24 protein-coding genes are annotated in these 20,546 nt (G+C 40.4%); all 24 read right to left on the bottom strand.

Translation table 11 applies throughout. From position 1 onward, the window contains the following. Nucleotides 1-17: 17 nt before the first annotated feature. The 24 genes from trpA to plsY all read right to left on the bottom strand — a co-directional run bounded on the left by trpA (nucleotide 18) and on the right by plsY (nucleotide 20,539). On the bottom strand, nucleotides 18-821 hold the full coding sequence (gene trpA / locus JNO66_RS03225) for a tryptophan synthase subunit alpha (RefSeq protein WP_203086757.1): 804 nt from the start codon (nucleotides 819-821) through the stop codon (nucleotides 18-20). Next, nucleotides 811-2,016, bottom strand: coding sequence for a tryptophan synthase subunit beta (gene trpB, locus JNO66_RS03220; RefSeq protein ID WP_203086756.1), 1,206 nt, complete (start codon nucleotides 2,014-2,016; stop codon nucleotides 811-813). The genes trpA and trpB overlap by 11 nt, the downstream gene beginning before the upstream one ends. Beyond that, nucleotides 2,003-2,653 carry a phosphoribosylanthranilate isomerase gene (locus JNO66_RS03215; RefSeq protein WP_203086755.1) on the bottom strand — a complete coding sequence of 217 codons (651 nt, stop codon included), beginning with the start codon at nucleotides 2,651-2,653 and terminating at the stop codon, nucleotides 2,003-2,005. The genes trpB and JNO66_RS03215 overlap by 14 nt, the downstream gene beginning before the upstream one ends. Continuing rightward, on the bottom strand, nucleotides 2,654-3,409 hold the full coding sequence (gene trpC, locus JNO66_RS03210) for an indole-3-glycerol phosphate synthase TrpC (protein WP_203086754.1): 756 nt from the start codon (nucleotides 3,407-3,409) through the stop codon (nucleotides 2,654-2,656). Next, the gene (gene trpD / locus JNO66_RS03205; protein WP_203086753.1) at nucleotides 3,402-4,430 is read right to left on the bottom strand and encodes an anthranilate phosphoribosyltransferase; all 1,029 of its coding nucleotides are present in this window, start codon (nucleotides 4,428-4,430) and stop codon (nucleotides 3,402-3,404) included. Before trpD ends, trpC begins: the two co-directional genes overlap by 8 nt. Next, a complete protein-coding gene (gene trpE, locus JNO66_RS03200) occupies nucleotides 4,423-5,934 on the bottom strand; it encodes an anthranilate synthase component I (RefSeq protein WP_203086752.1) in 1,512 nt (503 codons plus the stop codon). The genes trpD and trpE overlap by 8 nt, the downstream gene beginning before the upstream one ends. 268 nt (nucleotides 5,935-6,202) lie before the next feature. Continuing rightward, nucleotides 6,203-6,571 (bottom strand): chorismate mutase, encoded by a 369-nt coding sequence (gene aroH / locus JNO66_RS03195; protein WP_203086751.1) that lies wholly within the window; start codon nucleotides 6,569-6,571, stop codon nucleotides 6,203-6,205. Between the two features lie 11 nt (nucleotides 6,572-6,582). Next, nucleotides 6,583-7,656 carry a 3-dehydroquinate synthase gene (gene aroB, locus JNO66_RS03190; protein WP_203086750.1) on the bottom strand — a complete coding sequence of 358 codons (1,074 nt, stop codon included), beginning with the start codon at nucleotides 7,654-7,656 and terminating at the stop codon, nucleotides 6,583-6,585. A 2-nt stretch (nucleotides 7,657-7,658) separates the two neighbouring features. Continuing rightward, nucleotides 7,659-8,831 carry a chorismate synthase gene (gene aroC / locus JNO66_RS03185; protein ID WP_203086749.1) on the bottom strand — a complete coding sequence of 391 codons (1,173 nt, stop codon included), beginning with the start codon at nucleotides 8,829-8,831 and terminating at the stop codon, nucleotides 7,659-7,661. A gap of 115 nt (nucleotides 8,832-8,946) precedes the next feature. Continuing rightward, on the bottom strand, nucleotides 8,947-9,723 hold the full coding sequence (locus JNO66_RS03180; RefSeq protein ID WP_203086748.1) for a CheR family methyltransferase: 777 nt from the start codon (nucleotides 9,721-9,723) through the stop codon (nucleotides 8,947-8,949). Nucleotides 9,724-9,838: 115 nt separating this feature from the next. Then, entirely contained in the window at nucleotides 9,839-10,282 is a 444-nt protein-coding gene (ndk, locus tag JNO66_RS03175) for a nucleoside-diphosphate kinase (protein ID WP_203086747.1), read from the bottom strand. Nucleotides 10,283-10,392: 110 nt separating this feature from the next. Next, nucleotides 10,393-11,361 (bottom strand): heptaprenyl diphosphate synthase component II, encoded by a 969-nt coding sequence (gene hepT / locus JNO66_RS03170; protein ID WP_203086746.1) that lies wholly within the window; start codon nucleotides 11,359-11,361, stop codon nucleotides 10,393-10,395. Between the two features lie 26 nt (nucleotides 11,362-11,387). Continuing rightward, nucleotides 11,388-12,230, bottom strand: a complete 843-nt coding sequence (locus JNO66_RS03165; RefSeq protein WP_203086745.1) for a menaquinone biosynthesis protein — start codon at nucleotides 12,228-12,230, stop codon at nucleotides 11,388-11,390. Continuing rightward, on the bottom strand, nucleotides 12,227-12,829 hold the full coding sequence (locus tag JNO66_RS03160) for a UbiX family flavin prenyltransferase (protein ID WP_203086744.1): 603 nt from the start codon (nucleotides 12,827-12,829) through the stop codon (nucleotides 12,227-12,229). Before JNO66_RS03160 ends, JNO66_RS03165 begins: the two co-directional genes overlap by 4 nt. Next, on the bottom strand, nucleotides 12,826-13,695 hold the full coding sequence (locus tag JNO66_RS03155) for a UbiA-like polyprenyltransferase (RefSeq protein WP_308807430.1): 870 nt from the start codon (nucleotides 13,693-13,695) through the stop codon (nucleotides 12,826-12,828). Before JNO66_RS03155 ends, JNO66_RS03160 begins: the two co-directional genes overlap by 4 nt. Nucleotides 13,696-13,755: 60 nt before the next feature. Further along, a complete protein-coding gene (locus JNO66_RS03150; protein ID WP_203086742.1) occupies nucleotides 13,756-14,466 on the bottom strand; it encodes a demethylmenaquinone methyltransferase in 711 nt (236 codons plus the stop codon). Beyond that, a complete protein-coding gene (locus JNO66_RS03145) occupies nucleotides 14,467-15,252 on the bottom strand; it encodes a heptaprenyl diphosphate synthase component 1 (RefSeq protein ID WP_203086741.1) in 786 nt (261 codons plus the stop codon). It abuts the gene before it with no gap. Nucleotides 15,253-15,350: 98 nt separating this feature from the next. Continuing rightward, complete coding sequence (gene mtrB, locus JNO66_RS03140; RefSeq protein WP_203086740.1) at nucleotides 15,351-15,578, bottom strand: trp RNA-binding attenuation protein MtrB; 228 nt, start codon at nucleotides 15,576-15,578, stop codon at nucleotides 15,351-15,353. Between the two features lie 118 nt (nucleotides 15,579-15,696). Continuing rightward, nucleotides 15,697-17,175: a stage IV sporulation protein A gene (spoIVA, locus tag JNO66_RS03135; protein ID WP_203086739.1), complete on the bottom strand. Its 1,479-nt coding sequence runs from the start codon at nucleotides 17,173-17,175 to the stop codon at nucleotides 15,697-15,699. Nucleotides 17,176-17,408: 233 nt separating this feature from the next. Then, nucleotides 17,409-18,134, bottom strand: a complete 726-nt coding sequence (locus JNO66_RS03130; RefSeq protein WP_203086738.1) for a hypothetical protein — start codon at nucleotides 18,132-18,134, stop codon at nucleotides 17,409-17,411. Between the two features lie 14 nt (nucleotides 18,135-18,148). Beyond that, nucleotides 18,149-18,349 carry a DUF2768 domain-containing protein gene (locus tag JNO66_RS03125; protein ID WP_203086737.1) on the bottom strand — a complete coding sequence of 67 codons (201 nt, stop codon included), beginning with the start codon at nucleotides 18,347-18,349 and terminating at the stop codon, nucleotides 18,149-18,151. A 175-nt stretch (nucleotides 18,350-18,524) separates the two neighbouring features. Continuing rightward, nucleotides 18,525-18,791: a stage VI sporulation protein F gene (locus JNO66_RS03120; RefSeq protein WP_203086736.1), complete on the bottom strand. Its 267-nt coding sequence runs from the start codon at nucleotides 18,789-18,791 to the stop codon at nucleotides 18,525-18,527. An 83-nt stretch (nucleotides 18,792-18,874) separates the two neighbouring features. After that, the gene (locus tag JNO66_RS03115; protein ID WP_203086735.1) at nucleotides 18,875-19,894 is read right to left on the bottom strand and encodes an NAD(P)H-dependent glycerol-3-phosphate dehydrogenase; all 1,020 of its coding nucleotides are present in this window, start codon (nucleotides 19,892-19,894) and stop codon (nucleotides 18,875-18,877) included. 27 nt (nucleotides 19,895-19,921) lie between these two features. Next, nucleotides 19,922-20,539: a glycerol-3-phosphate 1-O-acyltransferase PlsY gene (gene plsY, locus JNO66_RS03110; RefSeq protein ID WP_203086734.1), complete on the bottom strand. Its 618-nt coding sequence runs from the start codon at nucleotides 20,537-20,539 to the stop codon at nucleotides 19,922-19,924. Nucleotides 20,540-20,546: the final 7 nt, after the last annotated feature.

Genomic DNA, 20,546 nt, shown 5'->3' with positions numbered 1-20,546 from the left:
TATCTACTTAGACTATGTTACTCTGAAATGAGTGCTTTGACAAATGATTTAATACGTTGAAGCGCTAATTCTTTTTCGGCTGGATTTTTTAAACTCTCCCCTTGTTTCTCAATTTGTTCAACAAGCGCACTCCCTACAACTACTCCATCTGCCAACCCTTGAATGGTCTGTACCTGCTCCCTTGTTGAAATACCAAAACCAACAGCTATCGGTACCCTACTTGCCTCTCTTACTGTCTGTAGAAATGTTTCGATACGAGGATCAAGATCTGTTCTTGCTCCCGTTACTCCTAGGGAGGAGACACAATACAAAAACCCTTGCGCACGACTAGCAATTTTTTTAATCCGTTCTTTCGACGTAGGAGCTACAAGTGAAATAAGTGACAAATTTTCATTTTCACAGTACTGACTAAGTTGGTCACTTTCCTCATAAGGTAGATCTGGAACTAATATTCCATCTACTCCAAATGCTGCTGCCTCTTCTGTAAAACGCTTCATACCGTATTGTAATAATGGGTTCACATACGTAAAAATGATAACAGGAATGGTTAACCCTCTATCTCTCATCTTAGGAACAAGCTGCAGTGCGTCAGTTAAACTCATACCATTTGAAAGTGCACGTTTGGAAGCAGCTTGAATGGTTGGACCATCAGCTAATGGATCTGAATATGGAATGCCAAGCTCAAGGATTGAAGCTCCTGCCTCCTGTAAAGTAAGTGCGAGATCAATCGTAACCTCGGGAGTTGGATCACCAGCTGTAATAAATGGAATAAATAGTTCTTTATCTTTTTCTAATTGATTCTGCAAGCGTTCACTGCTCATGATCGTCGCCTCCTTGTAGATGTTTACGAATGGTATGAACATCCTTGTCTCCTCGACCTGACAAACAAACGAGAAGGATCTCATCGTTTGAACGATTTGCAGCATGTTCAAAAGCAATTGCTAACGCATGGGAGGATTCGATTGCTGGAATAATACCTTCCTCTTTAGCAAGTCGACTTAGGGCGTCAAGAGCTTGCTGATCTGTTACTGACTTATAGTTCACACGTCCTTCACTTGCAAGAAATGCGTGCTCAGGACCTACTCCAGGATAATCAAGTCCAGCGGATATCGAATAGGGTTCGATAATTTGACCTGCCGCATCTTGTATTAAATATGTTAATGAACCGTGAATCACTCCAGGCGTACCTTTAGTAATGGTAGCAGCATGCTGATCTGTATCTACACCTAAACCACCGGCTTCAACGCCTGTAAGCACAACATCATCTTCTAGGAAAGGATAGAAGGTTCCAATTGCATTGCTTCCCCCACCAACACACGCAACGATTTCAGTAGGTAGGCACCCTTCTGCCACAAGGAGCTGACGCTTTGCTTCGTCTCCAATGATTCGTTGAAAATCACGTACCATTTTTGGATATGGATGTGGCCCAACAACCGAGCCAATTAAGTAAAATGTATCTTCTGCATTAGCAACCCAATAGCGAATGGCTTCATTTGTTGCATCCTTCAATGTACGACTTCCGGATTCAGCCGGAATTACTTCAGCTCCAAGTAATTCCATTCGAAAAACATTCAGAGACTGGCGTTCAATATCTTCTGTCCCCATAAACACTTTACACTCAAGCCCAAAGCGAGCAGCAATGGTTGCAGTTGCCACACCATGTTGACCTGCACCTGTTTCTGCCACAATCTTTGTTTTACCCATCCGCTTTGCAAGCAATGCTTGACCCATCGCATTGTTTAATTTATGTGCGCCGGTGTGAAGCAAATCTTCGCGTTTTAGATAAATTTTTGCTCCACCAATCTGTTCACTTATATTTTTAGCATAGGAAAGAGCTGTAGGTCGTCCAGCGTACTCTCGTAAATGTTCATGGTACTCATCAATAAACGTTTGATCAGCCATAGCCTCTTCTAACGCGTGCTCAAGCTCCTCTATGACGCTCATAAGTGTTTCAGGAACGTACTTTCCACCAAACTCTCCAAAGCGACCATTTGCATCTGGATTATAATTCTTCATCTCTAAACAGCTCCCTCTCTATCTCTCTAATCGCTTCGTACGACTTTTTATTTTCGCGCTCCAATCCACTTGATAAATCAATACCGTCTGGCTTGTATCTGGTGAGTGCGGAGATATTCTCTGCATTCACACCTCCTGCAATAAAGACAGGAACCGATTGACGTTTTCCTTCACTTAAATAATTAGGAATACTCTCCCAATCAAAGGTTTGTCCAGTTCCTCCCCAGCTTCCAGCTACTTTTGTGTCAATAATATAGCCGTCCGCGATACCATCATATTCTTTCATCTGGGAAACACCATGTGTGTGATGATGAATAACTTTCCATACTTCTTTTTTTGTTGCTTGTTTTATTTTAGCAACAGTCGTGCTCGACTCTGTACCATGACATTGAATGATATCGATCGGACAAATAGTGCAAACCGATGTAATGGTCTCGATTGATTCATTTACAAATAAAGCAACCAACTTTTGCTGTGTCACAGGTTGGTTTACTAACCACCTATTAACATCTTCAGCCTGTACAAACCGTTTCGTGCCTGGTACAAAAACAAATCCTAGATAGTCTGCTTTGCTTTTCTTTGTAAGTGCGAGGTCATCCTCGCTACGATTTCCGCAATATTTGAGGAGAGGTCTCATCTACTTCTCTCCAAAAAGGTGCTTGATTCCAAGATTCGGAGACTCTGCACGCATAAGTGATTCTCCCACTAAAACAGCTGAAGCTCCTGCCTTGCCCACTTGTATGAGATCTTCTGGAGTATGAATTCCACTCTCACTTACAAACATCGTGCCAGCTGGTACCCCTTTTGCTATTTCCTCTGTTTGATGAAGAGTGGTTGAAAATGTTTTTAAGTTACGATTATTAATTCCAATTAATTGTGGTGTAAAGACCTTTAACAAGCTTGTAAGCTCATCGGCAGCATGAACCTCCACTAAACATTCCATTCCTTTGTTATGAGCAGATTGATAAAGCTGGTGTAAATTTTCGTCCGTGACTGTTCCAGCAATGAGCAAAATAGCATCTGCTCCAATTCGGGCACTTTCCTCCACTTGCTGTTCATCGATAATAAAGTCTTTTCTCATAATTGGAATGGTTGTTTCTTTCTTTATAGCAGTTAAATAATCACGATGTCCTTGAAAGTATTGCTGATCTGTTAAAACAGAGATTGCATCTGCTCCCGACGCTTCATAAGCAAGGGCAATTTCCACTGGTTGAAAATCCTCCCGTATTAACCCTTTAGACGGCGAAGCCTTTTTTACTTCTGCAATGAGACCTATTTTTCGATTCGGTTCTCTTAGAGCTTTGTAAAGGGACCTTTTTATTACCTGTTGAGCGGGTGGTAACTCAAGTGATTTTAGTTCTTGTTTCTTGGTTTCCAATATTGTTTTAAGCATGCTTAAAATCCCCCTGCTGCTGTATGTGTAAAGTCTGCATATAAGCTAATACTTTTTTTGATTGAAGTAACCCTCGAGCTTTGTGGACTCCTTCTTGAATACATGAAACATGATTTGCGGCATATAAAGCAACTCCTGCATTCATAAGCACAGTCGATGTTGCCGATTGATTTGCACATCCTTCAAACACTTGTTGAATGAGTGCTGCGCTCTCCTCAACGCTTGTAACCTGAATATGTGAGAGCTCGCCTAGCTCGATTCCTACGTCCTCGGGGTGAAGCTCATAGACTTCAATGGAATCTCCAATGACATCAACAATTTGTGTCGAACCGTGAACGGAGCATTCATCTAAGTTGTCTTCCCCTGTTACTAGAACGGTATGGGTAGTTCCTAGTCTCCGAATGGCTTCACCCATTTTTAATGCATGCTCTCTACCCGAAACTCCAATTAATTGGTGCGCTGCTCCAGCAGGATTAGTAAGTGGCCCTAACAGATTAAAAATGGTTCGAAAACCGATTTGTTTTCTGGCAGGAGCGGCATATTTCATAGAAGAATGATAGAGTGGAGCAAATAAAAAGCTTAACCCCTTCTCACTAAGTGCCCTAGCTGCTTCTTCAGGGGTTTGTTGAATATTAATTCCTAAATATTCAAGTACGTCTGCACTACCGCTTTTAGAGGTCACAGCTCGATTTCCATGCTTCGCAACCGGTACCCTTGCTGCAGCGGCTACAAATGATACAGCCGTTGAAATGTTAAAGGTTCCGAGGCGATCACCACCCGTTCCACATGTGTCAAGGACTCCTTCTACTTGATGCGGTATCGTAACGGCGTGAGCTCTCATTGCTCGGGCAAATCCCACTAACTCGTCTACAGATTCACCTCTAAGTCTCATCATACTAATTAAACTAGCAATCTGACTCACTTCCGCTTCGTCTTTCATGATTAAGTCCATCGCCTTATACGACTCATCTTCATTTAAAAATTGACCCTCTGCGCATTTCTCAAGGAATTGTTTAAACATGGTGAGACGCCTCCTTTTTTTGAAACATGGACTCAGCCACTTGTACAGCACGGATTAGTGCCTTTGCTTTATTTTGTGTTTCTTTGTATTCAGATACCGGATCCGAATCTGCAACGATACCAGCTCCTGCTTGAATGGTTGCCTTTCCGTTTTGAATCGTCATTGTACGAATCGCGATACATGAGTCAATATTACCGTCATACCCTAAGTATCCAATGGCACCAGCATAAATTCCTCGTTTTGTCGGTTCAAGTTTTTGAAGAATCTCCATTGCTCTTATTTTAGGAGCACCGGAAACGGTACCTGCTGGGAATGAAGCCATAAGTGCTTCTAAAGGTTGAGTATTCGTATGCAGCTCCCCCGTTACTTTCGATACGATGTGCATTACATGTGAAAACAATCCGATCTCCACTAGCTTAGGTGTTTTCACCGAGCCGTATGTGGCAATGCGTCCAACATCATTTCTAGCTAAGTCTACAAGCATATAGTGCTCTGCTCGCTCTTTCTCATCAGCTAACAGCTCTTCCGCTAGCTGTTTATCTTCTTCAGGAGTCTCTCCTCTCGGTCTTGTACCCGCAATTGGATGAAGTTCAACGTGACGATCTTGTACTTGAACAAGTCGTTCCGGTGAGCTACCAACAATCTCAAGCTGATCGTACCTGAGATAAAACAAGTAAGGAGAAGGATTGATTAACCGTAAAACTCGGTATATATCTAAAGCAGAAACCGTTACAGGCATTGTAAACTGCTGTGATAAAACAGTCTGAAATACATCTCCAGCTTTAATATAATCCTGAATAATCTGAACATCTTTCATATACGCCTGTTTCGTATAATTTGACTGAACACCATCGAAGGATACGTCTGTATGTTTTTCAGGCATACCCATTGGTGAAAAATGAGATACAGATTTCTCGAGTTGACCAAGAACAGTAGCTACTTTTTGTTCTCCTTCTTTATAAAGGATTTTGGGATCCGAATGTTCCTCTACAGGTAAATGAGCCATAATAATTAACTCTTTTTGTTCATGATCATAGGCAAGGAGGGTTTCACAAAATAAGAAGTGGTAATGAGGTACCGCATTCTTATCATCTCTTTTTAATTTTGGCTCTATTGTTTCAATGGCATCATAGCTCATATACCCTACTGCGCCACCACGAAATGGAATTGGCAAATCCACAGGCTCGACGTTAAGGTAATTCATTGTGCGATCCAACGCCTCTTTGAATGAATCTTCCTCAAAAACCGGAGTTCCACTTTGGTTAAGTGTCTGATATTTACCAGCTACTTCTTTCAGCTGATAGATTGGGTTTAATCCAATGAATGAATAACGTGACCATGAAGACTCGTCATCCCTACTCTCAAGTAAGAAGGCCACTTGTTCATGAAGCTGCTGGGTGATATGAATCGGTGTTAATCCGTCCACAAAATAACGTGACGAATAGACAACTGTTTTATACGTGTGATAGGCTTTTTCAAATGTTTCATAGGAAGTATGTTTCATGTCTCTCGCTCCTCAAATTATGAGGGCTGAAGTGGAAAAAACGAAGGAGGAATGAGGCAGATCTTATAAAAAACGCCCACTGAGGCTAGCCCAGGGACGTGTCATTAGAAATAGAATCTCGTCTCTGCTCAAGCTCTGCTCTGCTCTTCTCATCTCAGCTCTTCTCATTAATGGGTAAATCTCAACTAAACTCTCAACTGAAGCTACAGACCCTCTGGTCCGTACACTTTTGTAAATTGTACCTTGAACACTTTCATCCGTCAACGATTTATACTTGTTTTACTAAATCAGGTCTAAGCTTAACGGCTTCATTTAAATACACATGATGAATTTCTTTTTGCGTCTTAGCAGTATTAACCGTCATCAAGATACGCACACACTGTGGTAAGCTACCAGGTACATTGATTTCCTTGGCACACGTCACTGGTACAAAGTCCCATCCAGGGAGTCTGCGCATTGCTTTCGCAGGGAATGTTGCGTTTAAATCCTCTGTTACTGTAATCAAAACCTGTGCGACGTCCTCTGGATCAATCTCGTTTTGATCAGCAATGGCTAAAAATAATTGCTCTGTTTCATGCAAAATCTCATCTTCTTGATTTATTTTAACGGTTGTTGCGCCACGTATTCCTCTAACCATTACGTGCCTCCTTACTGCTCATTTAAGATTGATAGAATAAGTTTCTCATCTATTTTTTCAACTGAGGCTTCTCCGACTTTCTTTAAAAGAACCATTCGGATAGAGCCAGCTTCTGTTTTTTTATCTTTTTTCATCGCCTCTAAAAGTTTAGAGCGGTCTAAGTTGCTTGGTATGTTTGTTTCGTACCCTAGAGATTCAACCCAGTCCACAAAATCTGAAATCTGAAGATCAGTTTGGTAGTGCTTTTCACTAATCTTCATTGCAAACACAATTCCAATAACCACAGCTTCACCATGTGTAAGTGTTCCGTAACCAGAAACCGATTCAATTGCGTGACCAAGCGTATGACCTAAGTTAAGATATGCACGAATCCCTTGTTCACGTTCATCTTTTGAGACTACTTCTGCTTTAATTGCAATGGAACGAGCCAATAATTCGTTCATATATTGGTCATGAATTGGTAACTGTTGCACATGTTTGTTTAACCATTGATAAAAAGCTTCATCAAGAATTAATCCGTGCTTAAACACTTCAGCAAAACCAGATCTCCATTCTTTTTCTGGCAGAGTAGCTAACATCTCAATATCATAATAAACAGCTTCAGGTTGATGGAAAGCGCCAATCATGTTTTTTCCGAGCGGATGATTAATGGCTACTTTACCACCTACACTACTGTCCTGTGCAAGCAATGTGGTCGGCATCTGAATAAATCTGATACCACGCATGTAGGTGGCGGCAACAAAACCAGCAATGTCACCAACCACTCCTCCACCTAATGCAATCAACACAGATTTGCGGTCAAGTCCTGCTTTTAATGCCTCTGTTAAGAGATACTCATATTCCTTAAATGATTTAGACTGCTCTCCACTATCTATCGTTACTGTTGTGACGTTTAAGTCATCCGGTAAACCGTTCAGAACATCCTCTAAATAGAGAGGAGCTACTGTAGAATCAGTCACAATAAAGATTGAAGATGGCTGTTCGTCTAAGCTATTTTTTAATAGCTCACCAAGACGAAATCTAAGTCCCTTATCAAGGTAAACCTTGTAAGCATGATGTTCAATGTTTACTGGCACTTTTTTCATCATTAAAAGTCCTTCGCTTCTGCTTTATGACGACGAATATTCTCAGCTATAGCGTCAACCCTGTCAGATCCAAATGTTTCAAGAAGAGCATTGGCTACTTCCCAAGCTACAACCGCCTCGGCCACGACAGATGCTGCTGGAACGGCACAGCTATCTGAGCGCTCAATGCTTGCCTGGAAAGGTTCTTTTGTATCAATATCTACACTTTGTAGCGGTTTGTATAACGTTGGAATAGGTTTCATAACACCTTTCACAACAATTGGCATGCCATTTGTCATTCCACCTTCAAATCCACCGAGATTATTTGTTTTGCGAGTATACCCGTCTTCTTCAGTCCAAAGAATTTCGTCGTGCACACGACTTCCTGGTAAACGAGCTGCTTCAAAGCCAATTCCAATTTCAACACCTTTAAAGGCATTAATGCTCATCACGGCACCTGCAATTTTCGCGTCAAGCTTCCGATCATATTGAACATGGCTTCCAAGTCCAATCGGTACACCTTGAACGACCACTTCAACAACGCCGCCAATGGAATCCCCATCTTGTTTTGCTTGATCAATGGCTGCGATCATTTGTTCTGAAGCTTGTTCATCTAAGCAACGTACTTGAGAAGCTTCCGAACGTTCTTTAAGATCTGCTACAGACGTGTAATCTGTCTCCACTGCACGAACGCCACCAATTTCAAGCACATGACCTGCTACTTCAATTCCAAATGTTTTTAGAATTTTTTTAGCAACTGCTCCTGCAGCTACACGAACGGTTGTCTCACGTGCAGAAGATCGTTCTAAAACATTTCTCATATCACGGTGACCGTATTTAATGGCTCCGTTTAAGTCAGCGTGTCCCGGTCTTGGGCGTGACAGCTTGCGTTTAACTTCTTTTTCTTCATCCTCAGAAATTGGTTCTGCACCCATAACTTTTGTCCAGTGTGTCCAGTCTTTATTTTCAACAACTAAAGCAATTGGAGCTCCCGTTGTTTTCCCATGACGAACTCCACTTGTAATCTGAGCCTGATCTTTCTCAATTTGCATTCTACGACCGCGTCCATATCCTCCTTGACGTCTTGCAAGCTCCGTATTAATATCTTCAGCTAAAAGCTCCAGTTGAGCTGGAAGGCCTTCTATGATTGTTGTTAGTTGTGGTCCGTGCGATTCACCTGCTGTTAAGTATCTCATCTGTACTTCCTCCTATTCAAATAACCAACACTAAATTCTTTATCGCTTTTATGCGTTAAATTATAACATATAATTTGATACCTGTCTTGTACCTATGCTTATTCATGCGTGATTACTAAACCTTCTCATAGAAAAAGGTTTCCTTACTTTTAAAACCATATGTATCTGGATTGAAAATTTGTTCTGTACTACCTACAAACAACATTCCACCAGGACGAAGTGCCTTACTAAATTTTTGATAAAGTGCATGCTTTGTTTCTTCCGTAAAATAGATCATGACATTCCGACATATAATTAAATCATAGCCTGTTTCAAATGAATCTGTTAAAAGGTTCTGTTGTTTAAATGTGATATTTTTTTTAAGAGTAGGATCTACTTCATAAATGGATTCCTTTTTAGTGAAATAAGTATGTAACATGTCTTCAGGAACTTCTTTTATGGATCGTTCTCCGTAAAAACCTAGCTTCGCTCGTTCAAGAATGACTCGATCTAGGTCTGTGGCCAAAACAGAAAATTGACTCGCTTTAAGGTGTTTTTGTAAGATCATTGTCAGTGTATAAGGCTCTTCCCCGGAAGAACATGCCGCACTCCATGTTTTTAGAGATTGTGAAGTCTTTAGTAATAAAGGAATAATGGTTTGATCCAACACATCCCAGCGAGAACGATTGCGATAGAATTCAGAGACATTTATGGTCATTCGTTCTAGGCATTCCTCTAGCAAGGCTTGATTGCCTTTCATCGCTTTTACATAAGATTCAAAATCCGCATAGCCCTTTTTCTCTCTAAAAGACGTTAATCTGCGCTTCATTTGAGCTTCTTTATAAGATGATAAATCAATTCCTGTCATTTGTTTAATGGTGAGAATAAATCGCTCGTAATCGTTGTGGCTCATGATGTCTCCCTTTTGGTTATCTTTTGCTCATCATACCTTATCTCTAACATAGGCTCAACTAGTCAAAACAATAAAAAAACCTGTTCATGAATAGAACAGGTTTTGTGTGATTAAATTAAATCCATTGTTTTAATGTTTTTTCATATGTAATAAGTTCATTACTTGTGAAAAAGAGATCGATCTCTCTTTTTGCACTTTCTTCCGAATCAGAGCCATGAATGATATTCATTCCTACGTGGACACCATAATCTCCTCTGATTGTTCCAGGTGCAGCTTCAGTTGGATTGGTTGCGCCTACTAATGTACGTGAGGACTTAATCACATTGTCGCCCTCCCACACCATTGCAAATACAGGTCCGGACGTAATAAAATCAACAAGCTCTCCAAAAAAAGGACGTTCTTTGTGCTCACCATAATGAGTTTCAGCTAATTCTCTTGAAATTTGTTTGAACTTTCCACCCACTAATGTAAATCCTTTTGACTCAAAACGTGAAATGATTTCTCCGATCAAACCTCTTTGTACACCATCAGGTTTAACCATTAAGTATGTACGCTCCATATGTATACCCTCTCTTTTCTGTGAAAAAGTATCTTGCATCCGCTTACATAGACTAGTATAGCAAAAGAGCCAGTCATTGACAATATCAGTAACAGGCTCTTCATAAAGGATTAGAATTTACGTCTTCCAATGTACGCGGCTAATTGTAAGAAATATGTCTTCGCTTCTACGTCAGGTAATGCTTCTAATTGTTTAAACGCTTTAGCTAGATATTGGTCACTAACAGAAACGGAATATTCAATTCCGCCTGATTCTTTAATTTGGTTGATAATCGAATCCATGTCTGCGTGATGGTGATCTTTTGAAATCGTCTCAACAATTTCTGTTTTTAAGTCTGGGTTGTGATGCATTGCATATAAGGCAGGTAGCGTTACATTTCCTTGCCTTAAGTCTCCACCAGCTGGTTTACCAATTTGCTCCATCGTTCCAACAAAGTCTAAGATATCATCGGTAATTTGAAAGGACATTCCTACATAATAGCCAAACAAATACAATCGACGTTGGATCTCATCTGAAGCATCAGCAGCAATGGCTCCTAGCTTACAACTCACGGCAATAAGAAGAGCTGTCTTGCGTTTGATTCTACGGAAATACGTACGAATGTTTTGATCCCAATTAAATTGATCACGTATTTGTTCAACCTCACCGATACACATTTCCATAATGGCATCTGAAATAATTAAATGAATGGAACGATTATCAAAATAAGCGGCCGTTTGAACAGCTTTGGCAAAAATATAGTCGCCAGCATACATAGCCACACGATTGTCCCATTGCGACTTAATCGTCTTACGTCCACGACGAAGCTCTGCATCATCTATGACATCATCATGTACAAGAGAAGCCATATGTATTAGCTCAAGTGAGACAGCAATATGCTTTAATGCATGTATATCATAGTTTCCGAATCTGGCAGCAAGCAACACAAATACTGGTCGAATACGCTTTCCACCTGCATGAAGTAAATCGGTTGAAGCTTTCCGTAACACATCATGCCTTGCTTGGATGGTTTCTTCTAATTCTTTTTCAATGACTTTAATATCTGACTGAAAATGTCCATAGATATCTGCTAGTTTCATTCTTTCACCTTATTCTACCCGCCATGTCAGGAGTGGACCTTACTCCACACACTGATTGAGTGAATTGACTTTGACAAGAATCCATACTCATAAGCCAGCTTATAATAATATAATAATCCACGTTTATTTTCTTCATTAAAATGATACCACAAATTTTGAAAATATGATTGCCAAAAGTCAAAGGTTCCACCTTGTTTTAAGACAAATCGATTTGATAAATCCTTGTAGTCATTATGATGACTCGAGATTTTACTTTGCACGAATGCTTGATAAATGGTGTCGAGCTCATCTGAATGGGTTGATAAAACCTCATTTCTAACAGCAAACACTGCATAGGACATTGGTAAGCCAGTTTGCTCATACCATAACGTACCAAGATCATATTGATAAAGAGTTGTGTTCGTTCGCGCCGCTCGAATGGCATCATCTCCAATAAGTAAGGCTGCATCATGCGTCAAGAGCATCTCAGCTAGATCTGGCTTCATCGTTTCATACTGTACTCGAAGCTCATAGAACGAACGTAAGATAATTTTAAGTAAATGAACGGTTGTAGCTGAACTGGCTGTTAACGCAACTCGTTTCTCGTCTAGCTGTTCAATCGGTACCTTAGAAAACAAATATAATGAACGAACCTCGCCTTTTGACGAAACCGATAAGTCTGGAAGGATCGAGTAATCGTCTGCATGCTGAGCATAAGAAAACGAGGATATGCCAGCAACATCAACAGCGCCTTCTGCCAGACGACGATTCACCTGACTTGGTACATCTGTCATAAGTTGAAATCCATTTTCCGTTAATTCATTTCGATTCAATTTATCAAAAAACGGTTGAATATTAGCGTACTCAATTTCACCAATGCGAAGCGTCATGATTCACTTCCCCACCTTTTAAACAATTCGTGCTCTACTCCTAAAACATCTAACGCTTTTCCCACCACAAAATCAATCAGTTCTTCCATTGTAGTTGGATTATGATAAAATCCTGGCATAGCAGGTAAAATAGTTGCTCCTGCTTTTGAAAGCGTCAGCATATTCTCCAGTTGAATCTGGTGAAGTGGCGTTTCTCTAGGAACAATGACCAAAGGACGTTTTTCTTTTAACATCACGTCCGCTGCCCGTTCAATAAGATTACCTGATGCTCCAATCGCCATTCCAGAGAGAGACCCCATTGAACATGGAATGACAATCATTCCTTTTGTTCGGAAGGAGCCGCTCGCAATCGGAGCGGCATAATTATGAAGATCATACACATGGAGATTCTCTTGACGTTCATTAAATAATTCAGCTATTACTTGATCTCGATCCGATATATCTAGCTTCATCTCTGCTTGAAAAACCTGCCATGTTGCTTCCGTTAAAACAAGGTGAACATCGTGACCAGTTCCAAGCAGCTCTTGAACCAGTCTTATTCCGTAAATACCTCCGCTTGCTCCTGTCATTCCAACAATGTACGGACCCTGGGAACTCATAAGAAGATGTCTCCAAGTGTAAAGAGAAACATAACAACACTTAGCGTTCCGTTCATTGGAAAGAAGGCAAACATCACTCTTGAAAGATCATCCTTAGATACAAGTGCATGTTGATATATCATCATACCACCAGCTATGATCACACCAACTAAGTAGAACCAACCTAATACAGTTGTCATAAAAAACAAAGCTAAAAACAAGCAAAAGCTTACGACATGAAACCCTCTCGCGATGATTAAGGCTTTTGCTACACCAAAACGACTTGGGATGGAGTATAAGCCACGTTCACGGTCATAATCAGCATCCTGAGTTGCATACACAGTATCAAAGCCTGCAAGCCAAAATGCGACTGCGAAGTACAAGACGATTACCACCCATGTAATTTCACCCGTTACAGCTATCCAACCACCAAGGGGAGCAAAACCGATGGTCAAACCTAACACAATATGACAAGCCCATGTAAATCGTTTTGTATATGAATAAAAGACCAACAAAAATACTGCCAAAGGTAAAAAAACCACTGCCAAAGGATTTAATTGAAAAGCAGCTACAATCAGTAAGGCAAAGGAAGCCACAATAAAGACCAGCACTTCCACCTTAGACACTAGCCCTGCCGGAATGGCGCGATCCGCTGTCCTCGGATTATGCCGATCAATTTTTTCATCTATTAATCGATTAAGGGACATCGCTGCACTTCTTGCACCGAACATCGCAACAATAATCCAAATCCAATCCGTCCAAAGTGGAAACCGATCATTAATAATCAGACTCCCTAAAATGGTACCCATAAACGCAAACGGCAGTGCAAACACCGTATGCTCAAACTTAATCATTTCAAGAATGATTTTTAACTTTCGTATCACAATATCTGCTCCTAACTCTTCTTATGCGGACAACAATGACCACGTATATCTATACTCTAGTAATCACTTATTCTTTCTTCCATAATGCACCGCTGCAGCTCCCCCAGAGTAGCTTTTAAAGGTAACATCCTTTAAGCCAGCTTCTTGAAACAAACTAGCTAATTGCTGTTTCGAAGGAAATGTTTGAGTGGATTCTTGTAACCATGAATACTCCTTATGACTTTTAGCAAAAATGCGGCCAGCAAGAGGCATGAGATGTCTAAAATATAGTTGATAGACTTGTTTATACACAGGCATTGTTGGATTTGACGTCTCAAGACAAACAACCATTCCACCTGGTTTCACAACACGCTCCATCTCTTTTAAGACTTGAAGATAGTCTGGTACATTACGTAATCCAAACCCAATCGTCACATAATCAAATTGATTGTCTTCAAATGGTAGTTCCATTGCGTTTCCATGATGAAGGTTAATGTATGTAAGATCTTGATCTTCTAATTTCTTTTGACCGACATCAAGCATGTTTTGGCTAAAGTCTAACCCTTCCGTTCTTCCATTAGCACCCGCAGCTTGTCCAAGAGCAATCGTCCAATCGGCTGTACCACAGCATACATCTAACGAGGCATCTCCAGGCTTAACATTCATTATTTTCATGACATCTTTACGCCACACTTTATGAAGCTGCAGACTAATAACTGAATTCATTCGGTCGTACTGAGTGGAAATCGACTCAAACACCTCGTGAACTCGTTCTTCCTTTGTTTGTTGCCCCATCTATCTCACCTTTCTTTCCATTTCCTCCACAGGAGCAGATTGGATGGCTTCATTTAGATATTGATCAATATGATCAGTAAAATCAGGGTGGCTTACATATAGTCTTTGTATAGACGCTCGTAACTCATCCTGTTTTTGAATTAAAGCATCCTGGTGCCCTGAAACTGGCGTTTGCTTAAGGAATGTCTGAATTAACGCTGAATCTCGATCACTGTTCCAATTATTCCATTCATCCATAAACCGTTTGTAGAAAAACAATTGCTCAAAAATCTCTTTATCAAAAGATAGATTATACTCTTCAAGAAGTTTTCCATATAATCCAGACTCAATAAACATCACATGGTCAGCCATTTCAGCGTATTCATCATGATTTACTTCATAGACGTTCATTTTTTGTTCATTTATCTCCTGTAGTGTGTGACTAAAGAGACGAGTTAATGGTACATGGTCAGATCCGGCAAGTAAGTGATAATATAAACTACTATAATAATCACCAATTAGTACATGTAATTGGCGATTCTTTCTAGCATCATCTGAATGAACGGGGTGTAAAGTAACTTTTTCGTGTACATCTAGAGCAGCTTGAACGAGCATCGCACATAATGTAATCACAAATGCGTCCTCTTTTGACGCTTTTTTCGATAAAGACGCGTAAAATAAGCGACATTTCTCTTCATCAATGCCTACAGATGGAATGTATTTCTCTATATAGGGATGATAAGTGAGTTGGTTAAATTTCTCTATAATAGCTGTTACTTCTTTGGTTAGGTGGCTGGGATTCACCATCGTATGTATCCTCCAGTGTATAACAAATTCATAATTTCAGTATAGCATAGTCTTTATGTCCCAACCATGCGTGACTCGACATTACCTGACGAGCTTTTCTATTGATCTTCTTGACCAGAGGTAACATGACCATGAGTTGTTTGTATCTCAGCCTTGCCACGCACTTTAATGGCAGATGTATGATCGGTAAACTGAGCGACTAATACCTCACCCTTATCTAACTTTTCAGAGTGATGAAACCTAGTATCAGTGCCTCGTGTAAGACCTATGACCGTTACACCATTTTCTTTTGCTTTAATGACGATATAATCCTTTTCATTGCCCATCTTAATCGCTCCCTGGCTAGTTTAAACGAAGCCCGTTTAAACGCTATTCTGCTGTAAATCTTAGCATATCTCGCTTAACAAAAGCAAAAAGGAACTCTCTAGAGAGTCCCTTTTCCGCTTATAGGATGATCGCAATGAGTCCACCTGAACCTTCGTTAATTATTCGTTCAAGTGTTTCTTTTAATTTGTACCGAGCATTCTCTGGCATAAGCGATAGCTTTGCAGAAATCCCTTCTCTAACGATTGAATTAAGAGAGCGACCAAAGATGTCAGAATTCCAGATTGAAAGTGGATTCTCTTCAAAGTCCTGCATTAGATATCTGACAAGCTCTTCGCTTTGCTTTTCTGTGCCGATGATTGGTGCAAATTCAGATTCTACGTCAACCTTAATCATGTGAATCGACGGGGCAACAGCTTTTAACCTGACGCCAAATCGCGCTCCTTGGCGGATGATCTCCGGTTCATCAAGGCTCATATCAGATAATGCTGGAGCTGCAATGCCGTAGCCTGTTTGCTTAACCATTTGAAGTGCATCAGATACTTGATCATACTCTGACTTCGCATGTGCGAATTCCTGCATCAAAGATAATAAATGATCTTTTCCACGGATCTCTACACCAACTACCTCTTTTAGGACTTCATCATAAAGGGTATCTGGTGCATAGAGATCAATCTCCGCTATACCATGACCCATTTCAATGCCGGCAAGTCTAGCATCATCTATGAAATCAAATTCTGTGAAATGACCAACCACTCGGTCTACATCTCGTAATCTCTTAATATCTTTAACCGTTTCACGAACGGATTCCTCATAGCTTTGGCGCAACCAATGATCTTGATGAAGAACCATCACCCAGCTTGGTAAATTTACATTCACCTCATGTACAGGGAATTCAAACAATACTTCACGAAGTACATTTTGAATATCCTGATCGGTCATGCTTTCAATACTCATAGACAAGACTGGAATATCATGTTCTTCCGCTAATTGCGCACGAAGCTTTTCCGTTTCAGGATGATACGGTCTCACACTGTTAACAACCATGATAAACGGCTTACCCACTTCTTTTAACTCTTCAATGACTCTTGTTTCAGACTCAACATAGTCATAACGTGGTATATCTCCAATCGTTCCATCACTCGTAATGACTACACCAAGGGTTGAATGTTCTTGAATGACTTTACGAGTACCAATTTCGGCAGCCTCTTGAAAAGGAATCGGTTCTTCATACCAAGGCGTGTTAATCATTCTAGGGCCATTCTCATCTTCATATCCCTTTGCACCTGGTACAGCATATCCTACGCAATCGACTAAGCGAATATTTACATCTAACCCATCACCAACATTGATGGAGACCGCTTGATTTGGCACAAATTTCGGTTCTGTCGTCATGATCGTCTTTCCTGCTGCCGACTGTGGCAATTCATCCTGAGCCCTTACCTTCTCTGACTCATTTTCAATATTCGGCAAAACCACTAGCTCCATAAACTTTTTAATAAACGTAGATTTACCTGTACGGACGGCACCTACTACACCTAAGTAAATGTCCCCGCCTGTGCGCTCTGCAATATCCTTAAAGATGTCGACTTTTTCCACGTGATCCCCTCCCGATCATTTCAATATAAGAGTTCTCCCATTTGCGCTGAAATCCTCACATAGTTCATGCTATGAACGTTGTCCCAAAAATATGATCTATTTTTTTGGATTTTCATTCAAACGGTTCACTCTTTTTCGAGAAGGGGAGCCCGACCAACAAAAAAATGCCCCTTCCATTACCGTATATATATCTAGTGGAGGGGCAGAATAGACCATTTTCTATTTAATTATTTTTATTCGGCTTCAAACGATGGATCTAGCTCAGGTTCCCCAGATTCGGATAATGTATAAGGTACCGAATGAAATGGAACAAAGGGAGCTTCTTCATATAGCAACGGGCGTAAATCCTCATCTTCATTTATTTCATCCAATTCATTTATACGAATGTTAATATCACTCGCATAGTCAATCACTAATTCTCCTGTGTTTGAGTAAAGAAAAGGAAGACTGTTTCCAGTATAAGGGCTAATAATCACTGGTTCTTCTTTATAGGATAACGCTTCAAAATCAATCGTAAATAAACCCTCTGCCACAATCTCATTTACTGGTGCATATGTATGATTTGCCCGATAATTATTAATCCGACTCATTAGTTCTTGTATGGTCTTTAATGAACTTAAATCAATGAGTTTAACGGTCGGATTCTCTTCAACATCGATAAGAGTATATTGATACATTCCTCCGTTTTCAAATGCTGTACCTGGAGGTTCCTGCATATAGCGTGGCACCAGCTGCCTAAAATCAATAACATATCGTTGATACGTAGGTGTGTTCTCATCAAAAGTCTGAATAGGTAAAACAGCGGTATCCTCTTGAAACGAGTCAACAGCTGATTGAACTGAAGCCAATTGATCTAAATACGCTGCTTGAGAAGCTTGTCGCTCGTTTTGTGGATAAAAGCACCCTGCAAGTAAAAGGAGACTCCCCAAAAACAACGCTTTCAAAAGAAATCGTTTCATAATGTATCTCCTCCCTAGCTTGACGTTGGTCCCCCTACTACAATATAAAAAACAATAATTCCTGAAACCATTAAACATACAAATGAAATGGACAAAACAATCTTTTGAATGATTCCTTTTAATTTTGTCCGACTAAAAAGAGCCAGTCCAGCCGAAACAAACATCAAAATCATACCAGCAAAAGAAATGTACATATGAAGCATGGCTTGTGACATTCTTTTCCTCCTCAATAGACTTCACTTAAGCTTGTCCATGTTACTAATTAAATCGGAGAAAGTGGGGCCTTTCTCCGACTCATGACATAACCCTAATGTGTAAGCCCTATATTTGTGTTCCTTACAAGTATATGCACGACTACTGAAAGTGCACGAGCATATGCCTAACGGAGTGCTATTTTTTATTAAACATTTTTGAAAGGGAAGCAAAATCAGCAGGCACGTTGTTTTTAATAATAGCTTGAACAAGCTGATCTTCTTTTTCTTTAGAAACAGGTTTACCTGCAAGCTGAGACACTTGATGAATTAATTGTCTAACTGTTGCTTCGTCTTTTAAGTTTGATTTACTTACAGAGTTTGCTAGTTTTAATAGTTCATCAGGTCGAACCTTCGTATTCTTTTGAATCTGGTCAAAGAACGATGAATCTCGGTTTTGAGTCATGTGCTCTCTCCTCCTCCGTACGTAGTATCAACATATCGTATGCGTACAGAGAAAGATGGTGCATGGTAAATGCCTAGAACATTTTAGTCAGTTAACTTTTCTTCCTCGTGTTTTTTCACTCGGCCCATCAACTCACCAGCTGCATCTTCAGGCTTTATTCCATTAAAGAGAACATGATAAATCGCACTTGTTATCGGCATTTCCACTTCAAAGCGATTAGCCATCTCAAATGCAGCTTGCGTTGTTCTAACACCTTCAACAGCCATTCCCATTTGCTCTAGCACATCATCAAGTGATAGTCCTTGTCCAATTAACCTGCCTGCACGGAAATTTCTTGAATGCACACTTGTGCACGTTACAATCAAATCACCGAGACCGGACAAACCTGAGAATGTTAAGGGATCTGCACCAAGCTTTACACCCATGCGGGTAATCTCAGCGAGTCCTCTAGTCATAATAGCAGCTTTAGTATTATCTCCATATCCCAGTCCATTCGTTACACCGCATACAAGTGCAATAATATTCTTTAATGCGCCACCGAGCTCAACACCAACTAGATCGGAATGAGTATACACACGGAAATTCTGGTTCATGAACAAATCCTGTGCATATTGAGCAGACTCAAGATTTGTTGATGAAACTGTAACAGTTGTAGGCTGTCGTCGGCTTACCTCTTCAGCATGACTAGGTCCAGATAAGACAACCACAGAATGAAGATTTGCATGACCGTTAGCTTCTTCTTCAATCATTTCGGATACTCTTTTTTGTGTACCAGGTTCAATCCCTTTACTCACATGAATGATCGTAAGAGGACGGCTTGAAACTTCAAGCAGTTTTTTCGTTTCTTCACGAATCGCTTTTACTGGTACAGCAAGCACAACAACCTCTACAGGTTGAACGGCTTCCTCAAGGCTTGTAAACCCACACATGCTTTCTGGGAGTGTAACCTCAGGCAAATATTTTTCATTTGTTTTTTTTGTATTCATTTCTTCAATTTGATCAGCACGTCTAGCCCACATGCGAACGTCGTGTCCGTTATCAGCTAAAACCATCCCTAGAGCTGTACCCCAGCTTCCAGATCCTACTACAGCAATCGTAGTCATATGAATCAACCCCTTATCACACGCGTTTTATGCACCTTTTTTAGATCCTAGTTTATTCTCTGTACCTGTAGTTAATCGTTTAATATTTGTACGGTGCTTCCAAAAAGATAAAAGTGCTACTGCTATTGTTAAATAAAAGTACTCAACCGGTATATTCAAGCCATTCATAAATAACCAAACTGTAATTGGCGTTAACCCTACAAATAGTAAAGATCCAAGGGAAACATAACGTGTAAAAACAATACTTAGAATCGCAATGACCCCAGCAGTTAAAGCAGGAATTAATACAAGAGTGGCAATAACACCTATTGTGGTTGCTACACCCTTTCCACCTCGAAAACCAAAATAAATGGGCCAATTATGACCGAGTATTGCAGCTAAACCTGCTAGCGCCGGTACCCATGCATTACCTGCACCTAACCAAACGCCAATCCATACAGCAGCAATACCCTTTGCAATATCTAACACTAAGACGGAGATGGCCGGGCCTTTCCCCATCACTCTTAGTGTGTTTGTAGCCCCAGCATTCCCACTCCCCATTGTGCGAATATCTAGCTTTAGTAATTTACGACCAATGAGATAACTAAAGCTAATAGACCCAAGTAAATAACCAATAAGTATGGAAACCAGAAGGCCTATTCCCATAAATGTT

It is taken from the genome of Alkalicoccobacillus gibsonii, assembly GCF_016798245.1.
Taxonomy (GTDB): Bacteria; Bacillota; Bacilli; order Bacillales; family Bacillaceae_D; genus Alkalicoccobacillus; species Alkalicoccobacillus gibsonii.
The sequence above is the reverse complement of the archived record's forward strand: the minus strand, read 5'-3'. Positions and strand labels throughout refer to the sequence as shown.